Here is a 17779-nt window from a genome sequence, read left to right as displayed (position 1 = left end):
GCGCGGTCTCGCGTAGCGGCGTTGAAATTCGGAATCAGTGGTCTGCGCAGCAGGGCGTGGGATACCGCGTTTCGAACGGCACCAGCAGGCCGCCGGCTGCCGGCGTGGTGGTCAGCACGAGCTCGCCGAAGCGGAACTGCGGGCGGACGAAGTCGCACGTGTCGAGCCGCTGCGACTCGTCGGCCGCGCCCGAGCCGAGCACCTCGACCTTGTCGATGGCGCTGAGCGACAGGATCTCCCCGACGGTCAGGGTGCCGACGAGCTGGTCGACGCCCGGAAATATCACCGCCCGCCCGAATTTTCCGGTCAAAGCCGCGGCGGCGGCCGGCCGAAGCTCGGCCGATGTCTGAAATGTCCCATCGGAGGGGCCGGTCAAACTGATCGCGACGTGCCGGAACGGCTCCTGCACCAGGTGCGTGCAGGCCAGCAACGGCGCCGGCGACAGCGACCGGATCCAATGATCGGCCACGGACAGCTCCCCGTGCCCGAGACTCACCCCGATGGTGCGGGCCGGCCCCTCCGCCGAAGCCGAAGCCGAAGCCGAAGCCGAAGCCGAAGCCGAAGCCGAAGCGGAAGAGGAAGCGGAAGCGGAAGAGCCGGCCGACACCGAGCGATACAGCGTCACTTGGGCAGGACCCAGATCGGGTTGGTGTAGAACCACAGGTCGCCCCACGGGTCGGCGTCGCCGATCACGTCGAGCTTCGGACCGTACGGGTCGACCCCCGGACCCATGAGGCCGGGCTGGGTGCGGTTGCCGTCGGTGCCGCGAACCCGCACATAGAACGGCTTGTCGAGGCGGCCCAGGTCGTAGGTCACCGAGACCCGCTTCGCCCCCGCCGACACCTCGAACGACTTGACCACCTTGGTGTTCGGGGCGGTGTACGTGTCCTTGTCGGCGACCGGCCCGGTCACGGTGCCGACGATCACGTCGACCCGCTTGAGCACCGGCACGAACTGGGCCCAGTTCGGCACGTCCTGAAGGTCGATGTCGAGGGTCAGCTCGGTCGAGGTGCCACGCCGCACGTGCACGACACCGCCGAGCGGGGTGCCCGCGTCCCAGCGACGGTCGCCGCCGACTCGGACACGAGCGTCCAGCCCTTTGATCAGCCGGCCATGGTCCACCCAGACGCGGCCGGCGCGCAGGCCGTCCATGACCGCCTTGTACGAGAACGACGACGCGCCGACGTTGGTGCGGCCGTAGAAGCCCGGCCAGAAGTCGCCGGCCGTGGTCAGCGTCCTGCCGCTGTAGACCGGGTCGTTGTACTTGCCGTTGGCCTCGAAGTCGCTGCCCGGCCCGCGATCCGATTGGTCCAGGTAGACCACGTGCGAGTCGGAGTTGACCGTGATCCACCAGGCCTTGCCCTCGGCGAGCAGGCTGTCCCAGAGGCCGCCGACGGTGGCGGTCATCCAGTCGAAGCCACCCCAGGTGCGGTAGCTCTCCAGCGGGTAGCCGGCGTAGGACGCGGCGGACGGGTTGTTGTTGTAGAAGCCGCGGGCGCTGCCGGCGCCGGCCGGGGCCGGGATGCCGGCCGCCTGGTGGCCGGGCGCGCCCTCGAAGCCGACGGCGACGGTCGGGTCGGCGTCGCGCCAGTTGCGGATCTCGTGCGGCGAGTCGATGCCGCGGCGGGCGGGGTGGTTGGCGAAGAACAGCGCGCCGTCCACCTTGCGGGCCTTGACCTGCGAGGCGAGGAACTTGATGCCGGCGACCGCGGCGGCCTCGTTCTGCGCGTCGGTGTTGGTGGCCGGTAGCTGCGAGCCGTCGTAGGTCTGCTCGAACTGCTTGAGCACCTCGACCTCGTGCCTGCTCGGCGCGACGAACACGGTGGCGTGCTCGGCGGCCGGGATGTTCCACTCCAGACCCTGGAAGGTCAGCAGGTCGGGGATTTCTGACCGGGTCTTGACGATGTCCGGGTTGACCTTCTCCACACCGATCTTGGCGTGCGCGTTGCTGCCGTGGTCGGTGATGACCAGCCAGTCGAGGCCGAACGCGTGGCCGTGCTTGGCCTGGTCGAGCACGCGGTACTGGGCGTCCGAGCTGTACTGGGTGTGGATGTGGTGGTCGCCGGCGAGCCAGCGGAAGCCGCCCTTGTCGGTGCCGCCGCCGGCCGGGCCGTGGGCGTGCGGCAGGCCCGCCTGGGCCGCGGCCGGAGTGGCCAGCACCGAGGCGGCCGCGCCCGCGCCGAGCAGGCCCGCGCCGCGCAGGAAACCGCGGCGGGAGACGTCGGACGGGGAGAGCTCGCTGTCCGGGATGCTCAAGTCGAGGGCCGGGGCGAGATCGCCGCCGCCGGCGCTTTCCGAAGAATGATCGTGATCGTGATCGTGACCCATGACGCGAACCCTCGTGGCGGCACAACAACGGGCGCTGTCGATCTCGTGAAGCCGCGGCGAACTTAACCGATGATCGGTCGAAACAGGCCGGTCAGGACGGTGGTGGCGAGCACCACGGCGGCCAGCGTAAGCGCGCCGATCATCAGCAGCACATCGGCGCCCGTGAAGATCTGACGCCGTGCGTAGGTGCGCTCCACCGAGGAGTCGAAGCCGCGTGCGTCCATCGCCACCGCCAGCCGGCCGCCCCGCCGCAGCGCTCCTACCAGGAGGGCGAACGCGGTGGCGGGAAAGCCCCTGATCCCGGTCTCCACGCCACGCGCCCGCCGGGCCAGCGTCAGCATCTGCCACTCCTCGCCGAGCAGCGGGAGCAGCCGGAAGGCGGCCAGCGCGCCGATGGCGAACCGGGCCGGCGCCTTGGCGTTCTGCACGAGCGCGTCGGCCAGGTCGGTCGGATCGGTGGTGGCGAAGACGATCACCCCGGGCAGCGCGATCGCGAACAGCCGCAGCACCAGCCCGAGCGCCGAGACGAGCACGTCGGTGGTGATGTCGAACGGGCCGAGGTCGAGCAGCAGGGCGCCACCGCGGTCGGCCGCGAACAGCACCATCGTCACCATCACGCCGATCGCGGCCGCCACCAGCGGCCAGGCGCGCCGGGCCAGCGTCGCGTAGCGCAGGCCGAACAGCGGCAGCAGGGTCAGCTCGATCACCAGCGCCAGCGCCGGGGTGAGCGGGTCCAGCGTGGCGATCAGCGGCAGCGTGAAGAGCATGGCGGCGGCGAGCTTGGCGACCGGGTTGCGCCGCGCGAGGGGCGCGGCCGGGTCGGCGACCGGCTGCAGGGCAAAGGTCACTGCCGCCGCCGGCGGGGGAGTGGGTCGTTGTGCATCGAAGATCCCAGAGGCAGCGTACGGTCGGCGAGCGTCTGCACGAAGTCGTCGTCATGGGTGACCGCCACCACGGCGTGCCCGTCGTCGCGGAGCGTGGCCAGCAGCGTGACCAGCTCGATCCAGGTCCGCCGGTCCTGGCCGAAGGTCGGCTCGTCGAGCACGAGCAGGCGCGGCGCCGTGGCCAGGGCCGTCGCGACGCTCAGCCGCCGGGCCTCGCCACCGGAGAGCGTGTACGGGTTGGCCTGCGCGAGCTTCGTGAGCCGCAGCCGATCGAGCAGCTCGTCCACCGTCGCCGCGATGTCGGCGGCGCTTCGTCCCAGCCGGCGCGGCCCGATCGCGAGTTCCTCGGCGACCCGCGCGGTCACGAACTGATGCTCGGGGTTCTGGAACACCGAGCCGATCCGCTGGGTGAGCGTCGCGGCCTTCCATTTGTGTGGCGGCCGCGGATCGCCGAACGCCGTCACCGTGCCACCGGCCGGCGCGAGCAGCCCGCCCAGCAACAGCGCGAGCGTCGACTTGCCGGCCCCGTTCGGCCCGGTCACCGCCAGCACTTCACCGCCGCCTACGCCCATCGAGACCGGGACGCGCAGCCGCCGCCCGACCGTGACGTTCTCGGCGTGGATCAGCTCCTCGGCGGGCGGCGTGCCCGACTTCAGCGGCGGAAAGGCGAAGCCCGGCACCCACACGCCCTCGGCGGCTAGCCGGTCCCCGTACGCGGCGAACACCACCTCGGCCGCGCCGTCGGCCCGGACCCCTCCGCCCGGCTCGAGCACCACCACCCGGTCGACCAGCGGCAGCGCCTCGGCCACCCGGTGCTCGACCACGATCAGCGTGGTGGCGTCGCCGCCCTCCCGCGAGCGGGCGATCCCCTCCCGCACCAGTGCGGCGCCGGTCGGGTCGAGGTTGGCGGTGGGCTCGTCGAGCAGCAACAGGCCGGGCCGCAGCGCGAGCACGCCGGCCAGCGCGAGCCGCTGCGCCTCGCCGCCGGAGAGCGCCGCGGTCGAGCGGGTGATCGGGTACGGGAAACCCACGCGGTCGAGCGCGTCGCTGACCCGCGGCCAGATCGCGGCCGGTGGCACCCCGCGGTTCTCCAGGCCGAACGCGACGTCGTCGCCGCTGCGGGCCATCACGAGCTGGGTCTGTGGGTCCTGGAAGACGACGCCGACCCGGTCGCGGGCCTCGCGCGGGTCGGCGCCGTCGATCAGCACGCTGCCGGCCGCCTCGCCCGAGTCGTCGGGGAGCAGCCCGGCCAGCGCCGCGAGCAGGGTGCTCTTGCCGGCCCCGGACGGACCGAGCAGGAGCACCCGCTCACCGTGCTCGATGGTCAGGTCGACGTCGCGGATCGCCCAGGCGCGGCGCCCGGCATGGCGCCACCCGAAACCGCGTAGCTCGACCCGACTCATGATTCACATGGAATCAAGGATCACACCAGCGCGCGCGACCGGCCCGCCGGGAAGCGGTCGAGCACACCCGTCTGAGCCAGCGCCCGCACCAGCAGCAGGCTGCCGATGCCGGCGACCACCAGCGACGACGCCGCGGTGATCAGGATGTAGGGGATGCGGAACGTGGCCCAGGAGTAGCCCGGGTACCAGACGAACGCGTCGTACACCGAGGCCACGATGCCGGCGCCGGCGCCGGCGAGCATCGCCACCGGCAGGTTGTAGACCTTGTACGCGAACGCCGCGAAGATCACCTCTGCGCCGAGCGCCTCGAGTGGGCCCTGCACGACCAGGGTCCAGCCCCAGCTCGTGCCGATCGCCACCGAGACGAGCGAGGCGAGCGTGAGGGTGTAGAAGGCGGCGCCGGGCTTGCGCACGATCAGCGCGCCGAGCACGGCCGGGACCAGCCACATACCGTAGAGCACGGCCCGGCCGGGCAGCGGGATGGCGTCGGCGGGCCCGTTCCAGAGCAGGTTCCACGCCCAGAAGATGACGCCGAACGCGACCGCGACGATCGAGGCGATCACGATGTCGATCGTGCGCCATCGGTTGGAGTTGGTGGTTGCCATGATTTGCCTCCCAGTAGGTACCGGGAGGAGACGCACGCCGCTGCACTGCGGCGCGGCTGGAGAAAGACCGAGCTTCCTGCGCTGGCATTACCCAGATCAGGTACGAGGGTCTGCGGGATTACCCCGCACTCTCAGCGCTGTGCGCTCCCCTGTCGGTGAAGGTTGTTCGCGACCTACCTTGACCCGCGCATCGCGCGAGCGACGCACGTGATCTCCGCCGTCGCGAACAATCTTCATTGCATGTGTTTCGATGACGCTAACACCGATGTTGGCGGGTGGACAGCGAGGGAGTGATCAACAACATGGAGATCAAGGCGCGCGGGCTCACCTTTGACGTGTACGAGGGCGGGCCGGCCGACGGCGAGCCGGTGCTGCTCCTGCACGGGTTCCCGCAGGATCACCGCGAGTTCGACCTGATCCTCCCGAAGCTGCACGCGGCGGGCCTCCGCACATATGCCCTCGACCAGCGCGGATACTCGCCAGGGGCTCGCCCGGACGACGTCAAGGCGTACCGGATCACCGAGCCGGCCGCCGACGCGGTGGCCGTGCTCGACGCGCTCGGGATCGAGTCGGCGCACGTGATCGGCCACGACTGGGGCGCGCAGGTGGGCTGGCTGCTCGCCGCCCTGCACCCCGGCCGGGTGCGCTCGCTCACCGCGATCTCGGTGCCGCACCCCAAGGCGTTGCAGCTGGCGATGCGGGTACGCCCGACCCAGCGCGCCCGCTTCGCGTATTTCGCCCTGTTCCGCTCGCGGGCGGCCGAGCGCTTCCTCATGGCCGGCGGCGCCACCGCGCTCAAGTCGATGCTGCGCCCGATCGGCGACCGCGCCGCCCTGTACGTGGACGCCATGCGCGACGACCGGGCCCGGCTCACCGGCGGCCTGAACTGGTACCGCGGCCTCGAAGGGCGCGACCTCGGCGCGGTCCGGGTGATCACCGTGCCGACCACGTACATCTGGCCCGACCGTGACGGGGTCGTCGCGCGCACCGCCGCCCTGCGCACCCGCGACTGGGTGGAGGCCGACTACCAGTTCGTCGTGCTGCGCGGGGTGAGCCACTGGGCGCCCGAGCAGGCGCCGGAGTCGGTGGCCGGTGTCGCGCTGGACCGCATCAGGCCGGCATGAGGCCTACGCAACGGCGCCGGATCGGGAACGAGACCGAGAAGCACCGATGGGACCGGAACTTCGGCGATCTGCTCCAGGAGTTGCGGGTCGCGCAGGCGGGCGTGCAGATCCTCTTCGCGTTCCTGCTCACCCTGCCGTTCAGCGCCGGCTTCCCGGACGCCTCGCCGTTCCAGCGCAACGTGTACGTGGTCGCGCTGCTCTCCGCGGCCGCGGCCGCCGCCATGCTCATCTCGCCGGTGGCCTTCCACCGCGCGTTGTTCCGCCAGGGGCGCAAGCCCGAACTGGTCCGTTACGCGCACCGGATGGTCAGCGGCGGCCTCGCGTTCCTGCTGGTCTCGATGGTGAGCAGCATCTTCCTGATCGTCGACTACCTGCTCAGCCGCCCGGTCGCGATCGTCCTCGGCATCATGGCCGCGCTCTGGTTCCTCGTCTTCTGGGCCGGCATCCCGCTCTACCGGCACAACTGGATCGACGAGGACGCCGAGCAGGAGGACGAGGAGCTCATCGGCGACGACCCGACACCGACAGACCCAGGCGCCTGAGCTCGAGCTCGGCGAGGGCATCCACCGCCTCCGCGTCGCCGTTGCGCCAGCTCTGGGCGATGTCCGGGCCCAGCTTCGTCAACTTGTCGAGCGGTTGCGAAGCGAGCGCGCGTAACGCCAGCAGATCGCGGCCGGCGGGCTCCGCGCGTACGGAAGACGCCACCCCGGCCCGGCGCATCCACCGCAACCGCAACGGAAGCCAGAGGAAAAGCACCAGCGCGAGCGGAACGGAGACCGCGAGGATCGCCAGGACCCACGCCATCTGATCGACGATCTCCTGCTGTTGCCGCCCGGCGTCGGCGATGGACCGCGCCGCGTCGGCGGCACCGTTGAACGGCTTGACCAGCTGGTCACCGACCAGCGGAACCCGGTTGACCTTGCTGCCGGCGTCGGCGAGGTTGTCGGCTATGCCGCCGCCGGCGCTCTGCAGCTTCTGGCCGGGGACGGCGAGTTTCTCGACCATGTCGTTGACCCAGAGGCCCGCCCTGATCCACAGGTAGACCCAGACCACCACGACGATGTCGGTGAGCAGCTGGCGGATGGCGGTGGGGAGCCGCTCGGCGTAAAGCTTCACGCGGAGAAGCGTCCCATGTGGAGAAGATCAGCGCTTGGCGGCGCACTCCGGGCAGGTGCCGAAGATCTCGACGGTGTGCGACACGTCGACGAAACCGTTCTGCGAGGCGATCCGGTCGGCCCACGACTCGACGGCCGGGCCCTCCACCTCGACGGCCCGCCCGCAGGCCCGGCACACCAGGTGGTGGTGATGGCCCTGGCTGCACCGGCGGTAGAGGTGCTCGCCGCCGGGCGGGCGCATGACGTCGATCTCGCCGGCGTCGGCGAGGCCCTGCAGCGTGCGGTAGACCGTGGTCAGGCCGACCCGCTCGCCCCGCTCGCGCAGCTTGGCGTGCAGGTCCTGGGCGCTGTTGAAGCCCTCGGCGTCGTTCAGCGCCGCGCTGACCGCGCTGCGCTGTTTCGTGTTCCGCTGCGCGCTCGTGTCCGCGTTCACGGTCTGACCTCCCTCGCGTGACTGACGGCGTCGGCGACGATGTGCGCGACATGATCGTCCACCAGGGAGTATGCGATCTCGCGGCCGCGCCGCGCACCCCGCACCACCCCGGCGCCCCGCAGCACCCGAAGGTGCTGGGAGACGAGGGGCTGGGGCGCGCCCAGCTTCTCGACGAGCTCGTGCACGCAGCGCTCTCCCACGCCGAGCTCGGCGACGATCGCGACACGGATCGGCGCGGAGAGAGCGCGAAGCAGCTCCCCGGCCGACTCGTAGGCCTCGTACCCGGTCGTCGTCATCGTCCCCGCCAATTTATCGCGTGGCACCGGTCAACTCTGCAGGACGACATCGGGTGGCTCCACCTCCCGTGGCTGGTGCGCGGCGCGCCGGCGGACCGCACGGACGGCGCCCACGCCGATCGAGAGCGCCACGAAGACGCCCAGCGCGAGGATCACGGTGGTGGCGCCGGGGGCGGTGTCGATCTCGGCCGAGACGGCCACGCCCGCGGCGGCGGCGCCGAGGCCGATCACCATGGCCAGGCCCATGGTGCTGCGGAAACCCCGGGTGACCTGCTGGGCGGCGGCGACCGGGACGACCATCAGCGCGGAGACGAGCAACAATCCGACCGTACGCATGGCGATCGTCACCGTCACCGCGGTCGTCACCGCCATCAGCAGGTTGAGGGTGCGCACCGGCAGGCCGCTGACCCGCGCGTACTCCTCGTCGTTGGAGATCGCGAACAGCGCCGGCCGGAACACGGTCATCGCCAGCAGCACGGCCGCGCCCAGCACGGTGATCACCACGAGGTCCTCGGGCGACGTCGTGATCAGCGAGCCGAAGAGGTACTGCATCAGGTTGGCGTTGCTGCTGTCGTCGGAGAGGCCGACCAGCACCACGCCGCCCGCGATGCCGCCGTAGAACAGCAGCGCCAGCGCCAGGTCGCCGGAGGTGCGGCCGCGCTGGCGGATCAGCTCGATGCCGACCGCGCCGGCCGCCGAGACGATCACCGCGCTGATCACGGGGGAGTGGTGCAGCAGCAGGCCGACGCCGACGCCGGTCAGCGCCACGTGGCCGATGCCGTCGCCGATCAGCGACAGCCGGCGCTGCACCAGGTAGATGCCGAGCGCGGGGGCGGCCAGGCCGATCACCAGCGCGCCGATCAGGGCGCGGATCATGAAGTCGTACACGAAAAGGTCGATATGACTTCAGTCCTTTCAAGGGTGGCGGCGGGGTGGTCGGACGGGCATTATCCCGCCGTGATGCGGTCCGTCGGCGCCACGCAGATCTTGGCCTTCTCCGGCGCGGCGTGCGGGTGCGTGTGGTCGTGGTCGGGGTCGGCGTGGTGTCCGGCCGGCTCGGGCGGGACGCCCTGGTGCGCGATCTGTCCCTCGTGCACGACGATCGCCCGGTCGATCAGCGGACGCAGCGGGCCGAGCTCGTGCGCGACCAGCAGGATCGTGCCGCCGCGGGCCGCGAACTCGCCGAGCGCCGCGGCGAACGCCTCCTGGCTGGCGGCGTCGACACCCGCGGTCGGCTCGTCGAGCACCAGCAGGTCGGGCCGGCCGGCCAGGGCGCGGGCGATCAGCGTGCGCTGCTGCTGGCCACCGGAGAGGGTGGCGACCGGGTCGCCGATGCGGTCGAGCAGGCCGACGGCGGTCAGCGCCTCGCGGACCGCCCTCTTGTCGGCGGCGCCGGACGGGCGGAAGATGCCGCGGCGGGCCAGCCGGCCGGAGGCGACGATCTCGCCGACGGTGGCGGGGACCCCGGAGCCGGCGCCGAGGCGCTGCGGCACGTAACCGACCCGGGCCCAGTCGCGGAACTTGCGCTGGGCGGTGCCGAACAGGTCGATCTCGCCGCGCGCGGACGGGACCAGGCCGAGGATCGTGCGGATCAGCGTCGACTTGCCGGAGCCGTTGGCGCCGAGGATCGCCACCACCTCACCGCCGCGCACCGACAGCGAGACGTCGTGCAGGATCTCGCGGCCGTCGTAGCCGACGGCGAGATGGCGTACGTCGACGACGCTCATGAGGTGCACCCCAATGCCGTGGTGAGCGCGGCCAGGTTGGCCCGCATGACGGTGAAGTAGTCGGCGTTCCTGTCGGTCAGGCCCTCGAGCGGGTCGAGCACGGCGGTCTTGGCGCCGACCTCGCGCGCGATGGTCTCGGCGACCTTGGGGCTCACCAGCGTCTCGAAGAAGATCGTGGTGGTGCCGGTGGCCCGGGCCTCGGCCGCGACCTCGGCGAGGCGGCGCGGGGACGGCTCGGCCTCGGGGGAGATGCCGGTGATGCCGATCTGGGTGAGCCCGTACCGGGATGCCAGGTAACCGAACGCTTCGTGGCTGGTGACGAGCTCGTGTCGCGCACAGCTGGCCAGGCTCTTGACGTACGCGTCATCGAGATCTTGAAGTTGATCTTGAACTTGACCGGCCCGGGCGCGATAGTCGGCGGCGTGCGCGGGATCCGCCTCGGCCAGGCGGTCGCCCAGCTTGCCGGCGATCGTCGAGAATCGGAACGGATCGAGCCAGACGTGCGGATCCAGGCCGCTCTCGTCGCTGCCGGGTTTGAACGGGACCAGATCAACCACGCTCGCCACGTCGAACGAGCGGCCCTTGGCCTCCTGGGCGACGGCGGCGTCGACGGCCGGCTGGAAACCCTCGAGGTAGACCGCGAGGCCCGCGTCGGCGACCTGGGCGACCTGGCGGGGGTTGAGCTCGACGTCGTGCGGCTCGGCACCCGGTTTGGTGAGATTCGTGACGGTCACCGCGTCGCCCCCGATTCGCTCGCTGAGGAACTGCAACGGGTAGAACGCCGTGACGACGTTGAGCTTCCCGCCGGTGAAGCCGTTCGCGGAGGCACGCCCGGCGCAACCGGCGGCGACGGCGAGCGTCAGGAGCACGGCGAGCAGGGCACGGGGCATACCATCCACTGTCCCCGACAATGATAATGATTGTCAAAAGCGCATGGATCGCGGTTCACATGGCCTTCGTCACGACGCCGGCCAGCAGAAGAACGAGCATCACCACGCGCAGGACGCGCGTCGGCGGCGCCTGCACCGGCCATGTCGTGAAGGTCAGCCCGGCCAGCCCCGCGGCCAGGAGAAACAGCAGCGCCGCGCCGACGATTCCCGGCAGGAACAACCCGGCCAGCATCAGCACCAGCGCCACGATGAACGCCGTCGTCGGGCTCACCCGCGCCATCCGGCGCAGCAGGTTCTCGGACGGTGCCACCGTGTCGCCTCCTCGCGCTGCGTACGCTCGTCGCATGCTCGTGCTCAACCGTTTCGTGGTCGCGCCGGACACGCAGGACGGCTTCGTGCTCCGGGCGCACGCCGCCCTCACCGCGCTGGCCGAGCGCCCGGGATACCTCTCCGGGCGGCTCACCCGGGCCCTCGACGACCCCGCCCACTGGACCTTGGTGACCGAGTGGGAGTCGGTGGGAGCCTACCGGCGCGCCCTGGGCAACTTCGACGTCAAGGTGCACGCGACCCCGCTGCTCGCCGAGTCGGTCGACACGCCCTCCGCCTTCGAGACCCTCGCCAGCGCCGAGCCCGGCGGCCAGGTGGTCGTGACCGCCAGCGACCGGGCCGCCGAGCCGTGGCGCTGACGACTAATCTGGCCGTATGACGACGGCGCCTCACGTTCCCGCACCACCGCAGGGCCCCGGCGTCTACCCGCCCTTCCCGGCCCCGCCGGTCGAGGGCAAGGGCAAGCGCATCGGCTGGTCCATCGGCATCTCGGTCGGCGTCGTGCTGCTCGTCTGCGGCCTCGGCACGGCCGCGCTGATCGGCGTGGGCGTGGCCTCCCAGAAGTCGAATCAAGAGAAGGCCAACGTCGCCATCAGCTCGTATCTGAATGCGGTGCGCGTCGGAAAATACGACCAGGCGTACAACCTGCTCTGCGACGACGCGCAGGAAAATGAGAGTCCCGCGGCGTTCCGCGCCCGCGTCGCCGCGGAGCCGGTCATCGAGTCGTACACGATCGGTGATCTTGATCCGTTCAGCGGCGCCGTCCCCGTGGACGCCACCTATGACGACGGCAGCAATGCCCAGCTCGAGGCATATCTCGGGATCGATAGCAAGACGGGCACGTTCGAGGTGTGCGAGATCGGGGAGTAATCTCGCTGTTCGTCCGGATCAACTACCAATTTGTCCCCGCCGACACCCAGCCGGCGTAGGAGGAACATGCCCGCCGACCGTATCGATGCCGTCGTCTCCCTGGCCAAGCGCCGGGGCTTCGTCTTCCCCTCCAGCGAGATCTACGGAGGAACCCGCTCGGCCTGGGACTACGGTCCGCTGGGCGTGGAGCTGAAGGAGAATGTCCGCCGCCAGTGGTGGCGCACCATGGTCCAGCAGCGTGACGACATCGTCGGCCTCGACTCCGCCGTCATCCTGGCTCGCGACGTGTGGGCCGCGTCCGGCCACCTCGACGCATTCGTCGACCCGCTGACCGAGTGCCAGTCCTGCCACAAGCGGTTCCGGGCCGACCACCTCGAGGAGGCGTGGGAGGCCAAGCACGGCTCGCTCCCGTCCTCCCTGCAGGAGATCAACTGCCCGAACTGCGGCAACAAGGGCACCTTCACCGAGCCGAAGATGTTCAACGGGCTCATGAAGACCTACCTCGGCCCCACCGAGAGCGCCGAGGGGCTGCACTACCTGCGCCCCGAGACCGCGCAGGGCATCTTCGTGAACTACAACAACGTGGCCACGGCGGCCCGCAAGAAGCCGCCGTTCGGCATCGCCCAGGTCGGCAAGAGCTTCCGCAACGAGATCACACCGGGCAACTTCATCTTCCGTACGCGTGAGTTCGAGCAGATGGAGATGGAGTTCTTCGTCGAGCCCGGGTCGGACGAGCAGTGGCACGAGTACTGGCTTTCGGAGCGCTGGAACTGGTACCGCGATCTCGGCCTGTCCGAGACCAACCTGCGCTTCTACGAGCACCCGCGCGAAAAGCTGTCGCACTACTCGAAGCGCACGGTGGACATCGAGTACCGCTTCCAGTTCGGCGGCACCGAGTTTGCGGAGCTCGAGGGCATCGCCAACCGGACAGACTTCGATCTGTCCACTCATTCCAAGCACTCCGGGGTCGACCTCTCCTACTTCGACCAGGAGAAGCAGGAACGCTGGGTGCCGTACGTGATCGAGCCGGCCGCCGGCCTCACCCGCGCGGTGCTGGCCTTCCTGCTCGAGGCGTACGACGAGGACGAGGCGCCCAACACCAAGGGCGGCGTCGACAAGCGCACGGTCATGCGCTTCGACCCGCGGCTCGCGCCGATCAAGGTCGCGGTGCTGCCGCTGTCGCGCAACCCCGAGCTGTCGCCGAAGGCCCGCGGCCTCGCCGACACGCTGCGCAAGCGCTGGATCGTCGAGTTCGACGACTCCCAGGCGATCGGCCGCCGGTACCGCCGCCAGGACGAGATCGGCACGCCGTTCTGCGTGACGGTCGACTTCGACACGCTCACCGACGACGCCGTGACGATCCGCGACCGCGACACGATGAAGCAGGAGCGGGTCGCCCTCGCCCAGGTCGAGGACTACCTGCTCAAGCGGCTCCCGGGCTGCTGAAGAAACCTCCGGGCCGATCATTTCGGTCCGCGATGAGCCCGGCCAAGGTCGCGATGGCGATCTCGGCCGGGGTCTTCGACCCGATGTCGAGGCCGATCGGGCGGTGCACCCGCGCGATCTGATCCTCGGGGACGTCGAGGTCGCGCAGCATCTGGACGTGCGGGCCCTCGATCGACGGCTTGCCCAGGATGCCGATCCACCGCGTCTGGGCGGCGAGCGCCTCCTTGAGCACCACGCCGATCTCGGCCCGGTGATGGTCACTCAGCACGACGTCGGTGCTGTCGTCGAGATGTGCGGCTTTCAGGTCGTGCACGAAGAGGTCACCGTGCGGCCGCGGCGTGCCCTGCAGTCGCGTCTCGTCGGGCTCGACCAGCACCGACTGGAACCCGACCTCGACGGCGAGCCGCAGCATCGCCTCCGCCACCGGTGACTCGAACACGACCACCAGCCGCCGCGGACCATGACCATCGCTCACGCCGCTGACTCTGCCAGACCGACGCGGGCAACGCAGCAGTTTGGCCGTCGTGCGACTAGTAGTCATGAGGCTAGGATGTAAACGCGGCGGAGCCTCCACGGCTCCGCCGATCCCCTTACTCGGTTCGGGAGACGTCGATGACCCCCACCCTTGAACAACTCGAACAACGCCTCAACGCTCTGGAGGAGCGAATGGGAGAGAGAACAGGTTTCGATGCCGGCCAGGATCGCGACCTGCGCTCGATGGCCTCCGCCCTCTCGTCGCAGAACCACGTTCTGGAGGCGCTCGCGATCTCGGAGTTGCAGCACACTGAGAGTCTCGCCGCGCTGAAGCGCGAGATGCGTGAGCTGCGTGGTGAGACGCGGCAGATAGTCGGCATGCTGATCGCGCGCGACGAACGCCGTTAAGCGGAGCGGGCGATTCGAGGTCGCCGGGCTGGGCGTGTCACGCTGTAGGGCGTGACTGCACCGCTCATGCTCGGCGACCGTTCCGTCAACCCGCCCGTTGTGCTGGCTCCGATGGCCGGCATCACCAACGTGGCGTTCCGGCGGCTCTGCCGGGAGCAGGGCGGCGGCGTCTACGTCTGCGAGATGATCACCACGCGGGCGCTGGTCGAGCGGATCCCCAAGACGCTCAAGATGATCGCCTTCGCCGACGACGAAGACTTCCGCAGCCTTCAGCTCTACGGCGTCGATCCCGACGTCACGGCCCGCGCGGTGCGGATGGTCGGCGAGGACGGCCTGGCCGATCACATCGACCTCAACTTCGGCTGCCCGGTCCCGAAGGTCACCCGCCGCGGCGGCGGCTCGGCCCTTCCGTGGCGGCGGCGCCTCTTCGGCAGCATCGTGTCGCAGGCGGTCGCCGCGGCGAAGCCGTTCGGCATCCCGGTGACGATCAAGATGCGCAAGGGCATCGACGACGACCATCTCACGTACGTCGAGGCCGGCCTGATCGCGCAGGAGGCGGGCGTCGCCGCGGTAGCGCTCCACGCCCGCACCGCCGAGCAGCGCTACTCGGGCAAGGCCGACTGGGACGCGATCGCCACCCTCAAGCAGGCCCTCGACGTGCCGGTGCTCGGCAACGGCGACATCTGGGAGGGCTCGGACGCCCTGCGCATGGTCGAGCAGACCGGCGTCGACGGCGTCGTCGTGGGCCGTGGCTGCCTGGGCCGCCCATGGCTGTTCGCCGATCTGGAGGCCGCGTTCACCCAGGGTGACGGCTACCGCCCGGTGCTGCCGGCGCTCGGCGAGGTGGCGAAGATCATGTCCCGGCACGCCGAGCTGCTGGTCGACGCGCTCGGCGACGAGCGGCATGGCTGCGCCGACTTCCGCAAGCATGTGGCGTGGTATCTGAAGGGCTTCCCGGTCGGCGGCGACCTGCGCCGCAGCCTCGCCATGATCTCGTCGCTGGCCGAGCTCGACGATCTCCTCGAGAAGCTCGACCCGTCGATCCCGTTCCCGGTCGAGGCGCTGGGCCAGCCGCGCGGCCGGGTGAACGCGCCGGGCAAGGTCTCGCTGCCCTACGGCTGGCTCGACAGCCGCGACGACGACACCGTCCCGGTCGGCGCCGAAACCGACGAGTCGGGCGGATGACGACGATCCAGGATGTGCTGCGCGGGAATCTCAGCTACGAGGACGGCCTGGACGCGCTGACGGTGGCACCGGCGCAGGAGACCGACGCGGCCCTGCGAAGCGCGGTTGCCGAGGGGGTCGATCGGCTGGTTCGCGGCGGGTGGCAGCCGGCCGAATTGCATCGGGTGGTGGCGCGGCTGGGCGATCCGGTGCAGGCGCAGCTGATGGCCGAGGCCGCCAAGGCATATATCCCGAGATTTCCGGACATTGACCTTCGGTGGCGGGCGCAAGCCGAGGAGCTGCCGGCCGGAAGAAACAAAGCCGACCGGGTAAGGGCCCTCGACGCCGGCCTCAGCCTCCTGCTCGAGCTCCGCAAGCTGCCCACCATCGAGAAGCTGATCCCCGCCCCGGGCGACATGCCGGAAAAACGTCTCCATGGCGCCGAGAACCGGGTGCTCGAGCGGGTGCGAGCGCTCCTGGCCAAGGCCGAGTCCACCGACTTCCCCGCCGAGGCCGAGGCGTTCTCCGCCAAAGCCCAGGAGCTGATCGCCCGGCACAGCATCGAAGAGGTCCTCAGCGCCACTCCCGGCGAGGCGCCGCTGGCCCGCCGCCTGGGAGTCGATCACCCCTACGAGAGCGAGAAGGCCAGCCTGCTCGACGCCGTGGCGCGCGCCAACCACTGTCACACCGTGTGGTCACCCGAGCTGGCGTTCTCGACCGTCTTCGGCTTCGACACCGACATCGACGCGGTCGAGCTGCTCTACACGTCACTGCTCGTGCAGGCCAACCGGGCCATGGCGCGCGACGAGCCGGCCAAGGGCAAAACGCGGATCAAGGCGTTCCGGCGGAGCTTCCTCGTCGCGTACGCGGTCCGCATCGGCGAGCGCTTCGAGCGGGCCACCCGGCACGAGATCGAGCAGCACAGCGATCTTCTCCCGGTGCTGCGCGGGCGCGACCTCCAGGTACGGGAGGCGGTCACGCGTGCTTTCCCCCGTACGGTCAGAGCGAGAGGAAGCCGCGTCGACAGCCTGGAGGGATGGGAGTCCGGCCGCGCAGCGGCGGACGAGGCCAAACTGGCTTGACCGGCGCGCGAGAATCGACCCATGCACCCGGTCTGACGCTGAACCCGAACCCTTTACGCCGTCCGAGCCTGCTCCGACGGAGTCCTGCTCTACCCGGTCTACGCGCTGCTCTTCGCCGAGGCGGGCCTGTCCACCAGCCAGATCTCCATGCTGTTCGCGATCTGGTCGGTGGTCTCGTTCGCCTTCGAGGTGCCGTCCGGCGCGCTGGCCGACGCATGGTCCCGTCGCGGCCTCTACGCGATCGGTGAGCTGCTCACCGCCGCCGGTTTCGCGCTCTGGCTGATCTGGCCGGCATTCCCTGGCTTCGCGCTGGGCTTCGTGCTGTGGGGGCTGGGCGGCGCGCTGTCCTCCGGCTCGCTGGAAGCGCTCGTCTACGACCAGGTCGGCGACGACTACGCCAAGATCATGGGCCGCGCGGGCACGATCGGCATCCTCGCCACGCTGGCCGCGACGCTGCTGGCCGCGCCGTTGCTCTCCGCGGGCGGCTACCGCCTCGTGGGCATCGCCAGCATCGCGATGGTCACGCTGGGTGGTCTCCTCGCGCTTCGACTTCCCGATTTTCGTCGTACGGGTGCTGACGACGACGACCACAACACCGGCACTTACCGGGAGCTGTTGACCTCGGGGCTGCGCGAGGCCGTACGCGACCGGTCCACGCTGCTGGCGGTCACGATCGCCGCGCTCCTGCCCGGGTTCACCGCCCTCGACGAGTATCTGCCGCTGCTCGCCCGCGACATGGGCGCGCCGACGGTAGGCGTACCCGTCGTCTATGCCCTCGTGGCACTCGCCATGGCCGCCGGCAGCGCCCTGGCCGGACGCGACGTCGCGCCGATGCCCCTGGTCGTCGCCGGCGCGGCGGCGCTGATCGCCGGCGGCGCCCTCATCCCGCACCTGGCCGGCATGATCCCGATCGCCGCCGCGTTCGGCCTGCTCCAGTACGCCATGGTCCGCGCCGAGACCCGCCTCCAGGAGGCGATCACCGGGCCGGCGCGCAGCACGGTCCTGTCGGTGAGCGGCTTCGGCGCCGAGGTGTTCGCCGTGCTGCTGTACACCGGTTTCGGCCTGCCCGTGCCATTGACGCTGCTCTTCGCGCTGGCCGCCATTCCGCTGCTGCTGACCGCGACCCTGGAAATCGCCCGCCGGGGATGAGGGGCCGACGGCAGTCTCGGCCGACCATGAGCGTTGACGAGCTATCCCCTTCAG

The 17779-nt window shown here is 70.5% G+C and carries 22 protein-coding genes and 1 riboswitch; of the genes, 9 read left to right on the top strand and 13 right to left on the bottom strand.

The window, feature by feature from the left end; all coding sequences use genetic code 11:
- Nucleotides 1-34: 34 nt before the first annotated feature.
- The 5 genes from ACIA5D_RS35850 to ACIA5D_RS35830 all read right to left on the bottom strand — a co-directional run bounded on the left by ACIA5D_RS35850 (nucleotide 35) and on the right by ACIA5D_RS35830 (nucleotide 5220).
- Complete coding sequence (locus tag ACIA5D_RS35850; RefSeq protein WP_396034853.1) at nucleotides 35-469, bottom strand: hypothetical protein; 435 nt, start codon at nucleotides 467-469, stop codon at nucleotides 35-37.
- Nucleotides 470-621: 152 nt separating this feature from the next.
- A complete protein-coding gene (locus ACIA5D_RS35845) occupies nucleotides 622-2328 on the bottom strand; it encodes a histidinol-phosphatase (RefSeq protein ID WP_396034852.1) in 1707 nt (568 codons plus the stop codon).
- Between the two features lie 62 nt (nucleotides 2329-2390).
- The gene (locus ACIA5D_RS35840) at nucleotides 2391-3176 is read right to left on the bottom strand and encodes an energy-coupling factor transporter transmembrane component T family protein (RefSeq protein ID WP_396034851.1); all 786 of its coding nucleotides are present in this window, start codon (nucleotides 3174-3176) and stop codon (nucleotides 2391-2393) included.
- Nucleotides 3173-4615 carry an ABC transporter ATP-binding protein gene (locus ACIA5D_RS35835; RefSeq protein WP_396034850.1) on the bottom strand — a complete coding sequence of 481 codons (1443 nt, stop codon included), beginning with the start codon at nucleotides 4613-4615 and terminating at the stop codon, nucleotides 3173-3175. The genes ACIA5D_RS35840 and ACIA5D_RS35835 overlap by 4 nt, the downstream gene beginning before the upstream one ends.
- 20 nt (nucleotides 4616-4635) lie before the next feature.
- Complete coding sequence (locus ACIA5D_RS35830) at nucleotides 4636-5220, bottom strand: ECF transporter S component (protein ID WP_396034849.1); 585 nt, start codon at nucleotides 5218-5220, stop codon at nucleotides 4636-4638.
- 55 nt (nucleotides 5221-5275) lie between these two features.
- Nucleotides 5276-5381: riboswitch (TPP riboswitch) on the bottom strand.
- Between the two features lie 141 nt (nucleotides 5382-5522).
- Here ACIA5D_RS35830 and ACIA5D_RS35825 point away from each other — a divergent pair.
- Both ACIA5D_RS35825 and ACIA5D_RS35820 read left to right on the top strand, forming a co-directional pair.
- Complete coding sequence (locus ACIA5D_RS35825) at nucleotides 5523-6344, top strand: alpha/beta fold hydrolase (RefSeq protein WP_396034965.1); 822 nt, start codon at nucleotides 5523-5525, stop codon at nucleotides 6342-6344.
- Nucleotides 6341-6886 carry a DUF6328 family protein gene (locus ACIA5D_RS35820; protein WP_396034848.1) on the top strand — a complete coding sequence of 182 codons (546 nt, stop codon included), beginning with the start codon at nucleotides 6341-6343 and terminating at the stop codon, nucleotides 6884-6886. The genes ACIA5D_RS35825 and ACIA5D_RS35820 overlap by 4 nt, the downstream gene beginning before the upstream one ends.
- Here the strand turns inward: ACIA5D_RS35820 and ACIA5D_RS35815 are convergent.
- Genes ACIA5D_RS35815 through ACIA5D_RS35785 form a run of 7 tightly spaced genes read right to left on the bottom strand, consistent with a single transcriptional unit; the run spans nucleotide 6846 to nucleotide 11115 of the window.
- Nucleotides 6846-7460, bottom strand: coding sequence for a hypothetical protein (locus tag ACIA5D_RS35815; RefSeq protein ID WP_396034847.1), 615 nt, complete (start codon nucleotides 7458-7460; stop codon nucleotides 6846-6848). The two genes, ACIA5D_RS35820 and ACIA5D_RS35815, sit on opposite strands and share 41 nt — an antisense overlap.
- A 27-nt stretch (nucleotides 7461-7487) precedes the next feature.
- Nucleotides 7488-7892, bottom strand: coding sequence for a Fur family transcriptional regulator (locus tag ACIA5D_RS35810; RefSeq protein ID WP_396034846.1), 405 nt, complete (start codon nucleotides 7890-7892; stop codon nucleotides 7488-7490).
- Nucleotides 7889-8188 (bottom strand): ArsR/SmtB family transcription factor, encoded by a 300-nt coding sequence (locus ACIA5D_RS35805; RefSeq protein WP_396034845.1) that lies wholly within the window; start codon nucleotides 8186-8188, stop codon nucleotides 7889-7891. The genes ACIA5D_RS35810 and ACIA5D_RS35805 overlap by 4 nt, the downstream gene beginning before the upstream one ends.
- 30 nt (nucleotides 8189-8218) lie before the next feature.
- Nucleotides 8219-9088, bottom strand: a complete 870-nt coding sequence (locus ACIA5D_RS35800; protein ID WP_396034964.1) for a metal ABC transporter permease — start codon at nucleotides 9086-9088, stop codon at nucleotides 8219-8221.
- Nucleotides 9089-9135: 47 nt separating this feature from the next.
- On the bottom strand, nucleotides 9136-9915 hold the full coding sequence (locus ACIA5D_RS35795) for a metal ABC transporter ATP-binding protein (RefSeq protein WP_396034844.1): 780 nt from the start codon (nucleotides 9913-9915) through the stop codon (nucleotides 9136-9138).
- Nucleotides 9912-10805, bottom strand: coding sequence for a metal ABC transporter substrate-binding protein (locus tag ACIA5D_RS35790; protein WP_396034843.1), 894 nt, complete (start codon nucleotides 10803-10805; stop codon nucleotides 9912-9914). Before ACIA5D_RS35790 ends, ACIA5D_RS35795 begins: the two co-directional genes overlap by 4 nt.
- A gap of 55 nt (nucleotides 10806-10860) precedes the next feature.
- A complete protein-coding gene (locus ACIA5D_RS35785; RefSeq protein WP_396034842.1) occupies nucleotides 10861-11115 on the bottom strand; it encodes a DUF6703 family protein in 255 nt (84 codons plus the stop codon).
- A gap of 34 nt (nucleotides 11116-11149) precedes the next feature.
- Between ACIA5D_RS35785 and ACIA5D_RS35780 the strand changes: the two genes are divergently transcribed.
- The 3 genes from ACIA5D_RS35780 to ACIA5D_RS35770 all read left to right on the top strand — a co-directional run bounded on the left by ACIA5D_RS35780 (nucleotide 11150) and on the right by ACIA5D_RS35770 (nucleotide 13448).
- Nucleotides 11150-11491 (top strand): antibiotic biosynthesis monooxygenase family protein, encoded by a 342-nt coding sequence (locus tag ACIA5D_RS35780; RefSeq protein ID WP_396034841.1) that lies wholly within the window; start codon nucleotides 11150-11152, stop codon nucleotides 11489-11491.
- A 16-nt stretch (nucleotides 11492-11507) separates the two neighbouring features.
- On the top strand, nucleotides 11508-12002 hold the full coding sequence (locus tag ACIA5D_RS35775; protein ID WP_396034840.1) for a hypothetical protein: 495 nt from the start codon (nucleotides 11508-11510) through the stop codon (nucleotides 12000-12002).
- Nucleotides 12003-12068: 66 nt separating this feature from the next.
- Entirely contained in the window at nucleotides 12069-13448 is a 1380-nt protein-coding gene (locus tag ACIA5D_RS35770) for a glycine--tRNA ligase (RefSeq protein ID WP_396034839.1), read from the top strand.
- Here ACIA5D_RS35770 and ACIA5D_RS35765 read toward each other — a convergent pair.
- A complete protein-coding gene (locus ACIA5D_RS35765; RefSeq protein ID WP_396034838.1) occupies nucleotides 13426-13923 on the bottom strand; it encodes an XdhC family protein in 498 nt (165 codons plus the stop codon). The two genes, ACIA5D_RS35770 and ACIA5D_RS35765, sit on opposite strands and share 23 nt — an antisense overlap.
- Nucleotides 13924-14060: 137 nt before the next feature.
- On the opposite strand from ACIA5D_RS35765, the gene ACIA5D_RS35760 reads away from it, so the two are divergent.
- The 4 genes from ACIA5D_RS35760 (at nucleotide 14061) to ACIA5D_RS35745 (ending at nucleotide 17725) form a co-directional block, all read left to right on the top strand.
- On the top strand, nucleotides 14061-14330 hold the full coding sequence (locus tag ACIA5D_RS35760; protein ID WP_396034837.1) for a hypothetical protein: 270 nt from the start codon (nucleotides 14061-14063) through the stop codon (nucleotides 14328-14330).
- 66 nt (nucleotides 14331-14396) lie between these two features.
- Complete coding sequence (gene dusB, locus ACIA5D_RS35755; RefSeq protein ID WP_396034962.1) at nucleotides 14397-15515, top strand: tRNA dihydrouridine synthase DusB; 1119 nt, start codon at nucleotides 14397-14399, stop codon at nucleotides 15513-15515.
- Nucleotides 15512-16576 carry a DUF2786 domain-containing protein gene (locus ACIA5D_RS35750; protein WP_396034836.1) on the top strand — a complete coding sequence of 355 codons (1065 nt, stop codon included), beginning with the start codon at nucleotides 15512-15514 and terminating at the stop codon, nucleotides 16574-16576. Before dusB ends, ACIA5D_RS35750 begins: the two co-directional genes overlap by 4 nt.
- Before the next feature lie 84 nt (nucleotides 16577-16660).
- Entirely contained in the window at nucleotides 16661-17725 is a 1065-nt protein-coding gene (locus ACIA5D_RS35745) for an MFS transporter (protein WP_396034960.1), read from the top strand.
- Nucleotides 17726-17779 lie beyond the last annotated feature (54 nt).

The organism is Actinoplanes sp. NPDC051513 (genome assembly GCF_044454685.1).
Taxonomy (GTDB): domain Bacteria; phylum Actinomycetota; class Actinomycetes; order Mycobacteriales; family Micromonosporaceae; genus Actinoplanes.
The sequence above is the reverse complement of the archived record's forward strand: the minus strand, read 5'-3'. Positions and strand labels throughout refer to the sequence as shown.

Coding starts and splice junctions, on each gene's coding strand:
- dusB (WP_396034962.1), top strand. CDS start 14,397: ATGCTCGGCGACCGTTCCGTCAACCCGCCCGTTGTGCTGGCTCCGATG.
- ACIA5D_RS35775 (WP_396034840.1), top strand. CDS start 11,508: ATGACGACGGCGCCTCACGTTCCCGCACCACCGCAGGGCCCCGGCGTC.
- ACIA5D_RS35780 (WP_396034841.1), top strand. CDS start 11,150: ATGCTCGTGCTCAACCGTTTCGTGGTCGCGCCGGACACGCAGGACGGC.
- ACIA5D_RS35835 (WP_396034850.1), bottom strand. CDS start 4,615: ATGAGTCGGGTCGAGCTACGCGGTTTCGGGTGGCGCCATGCCGGGCGC.
- ACIA5D_RS35805 (WP_396034845.1), bottom strand. CDS start 8,188: ATGACGACGACCGGGTACGAGGCCTACGAGTCGGCCGGGGAGCTGCTT.
- ACIA5D_RS35750 (WP_396034836.1), top strand. CDS start 15,512: ATGACGACGATCCAGGATGTGCTGCGCGGGAATCTCAGCTACGAGGAC.
- ACIA5D_RS35760 (WP_396034837.1), top strand. CDS start 14,061: ATGACCCCCACCCTTGAACAACTCGAACAACGCCTCAACGCTCTGGAG.
- ACIA5D_RS35845 (WP_396034852.1), bottom strand. CDS start 2,328: ATGGGTCACGATCACGATCACGATCATTCTTCGGAAAGCGCCGGCGGC.
- ACIA5D_RS35770 (WP_396034839.1), top strand. CDS start 12,069: ATGCCCGCCGACCGTATCGATGCCGTCGTCTCCCTGGCCAAGCGCCGG.
- ACIA5D_RS35790 (WP_396034843.1), bottom strand. CDS start 10,805: ATGCCCCGTGCCCTGCTCGCCGTGCTCCTGACGCTCGCCGTCGCCGCC.
- ACIA5D_RS35820 (WP_396034848.1), top strand. CDS start 6,341: ATGAGGCCTACGCAACGGCGCCGGATCGGGAACGAGACCGAGAAGCAC.
- ACIA5D_RS35825 (WP_396034965.1), top strand. CDS start 5,523: ATGGAGATCAAGGCGCGCGGGCTCACCTTTGACGTGTACGAGGGCGGG.
- ACIA5D_RS35795 (WP_396034844.1), bottom strand. CDS start 9,915: ATGAGCGTCGTCGACGTACGCCATCTCGCCGTCGGCTACGACGGCCGC.
- ACIA5D_RS35830 (WP_396034849.1), bottom strand. CDS start 5,220: ATGGCAACCACCAACTCCAACCGATGGCGCACGATCGACATCGTGATC.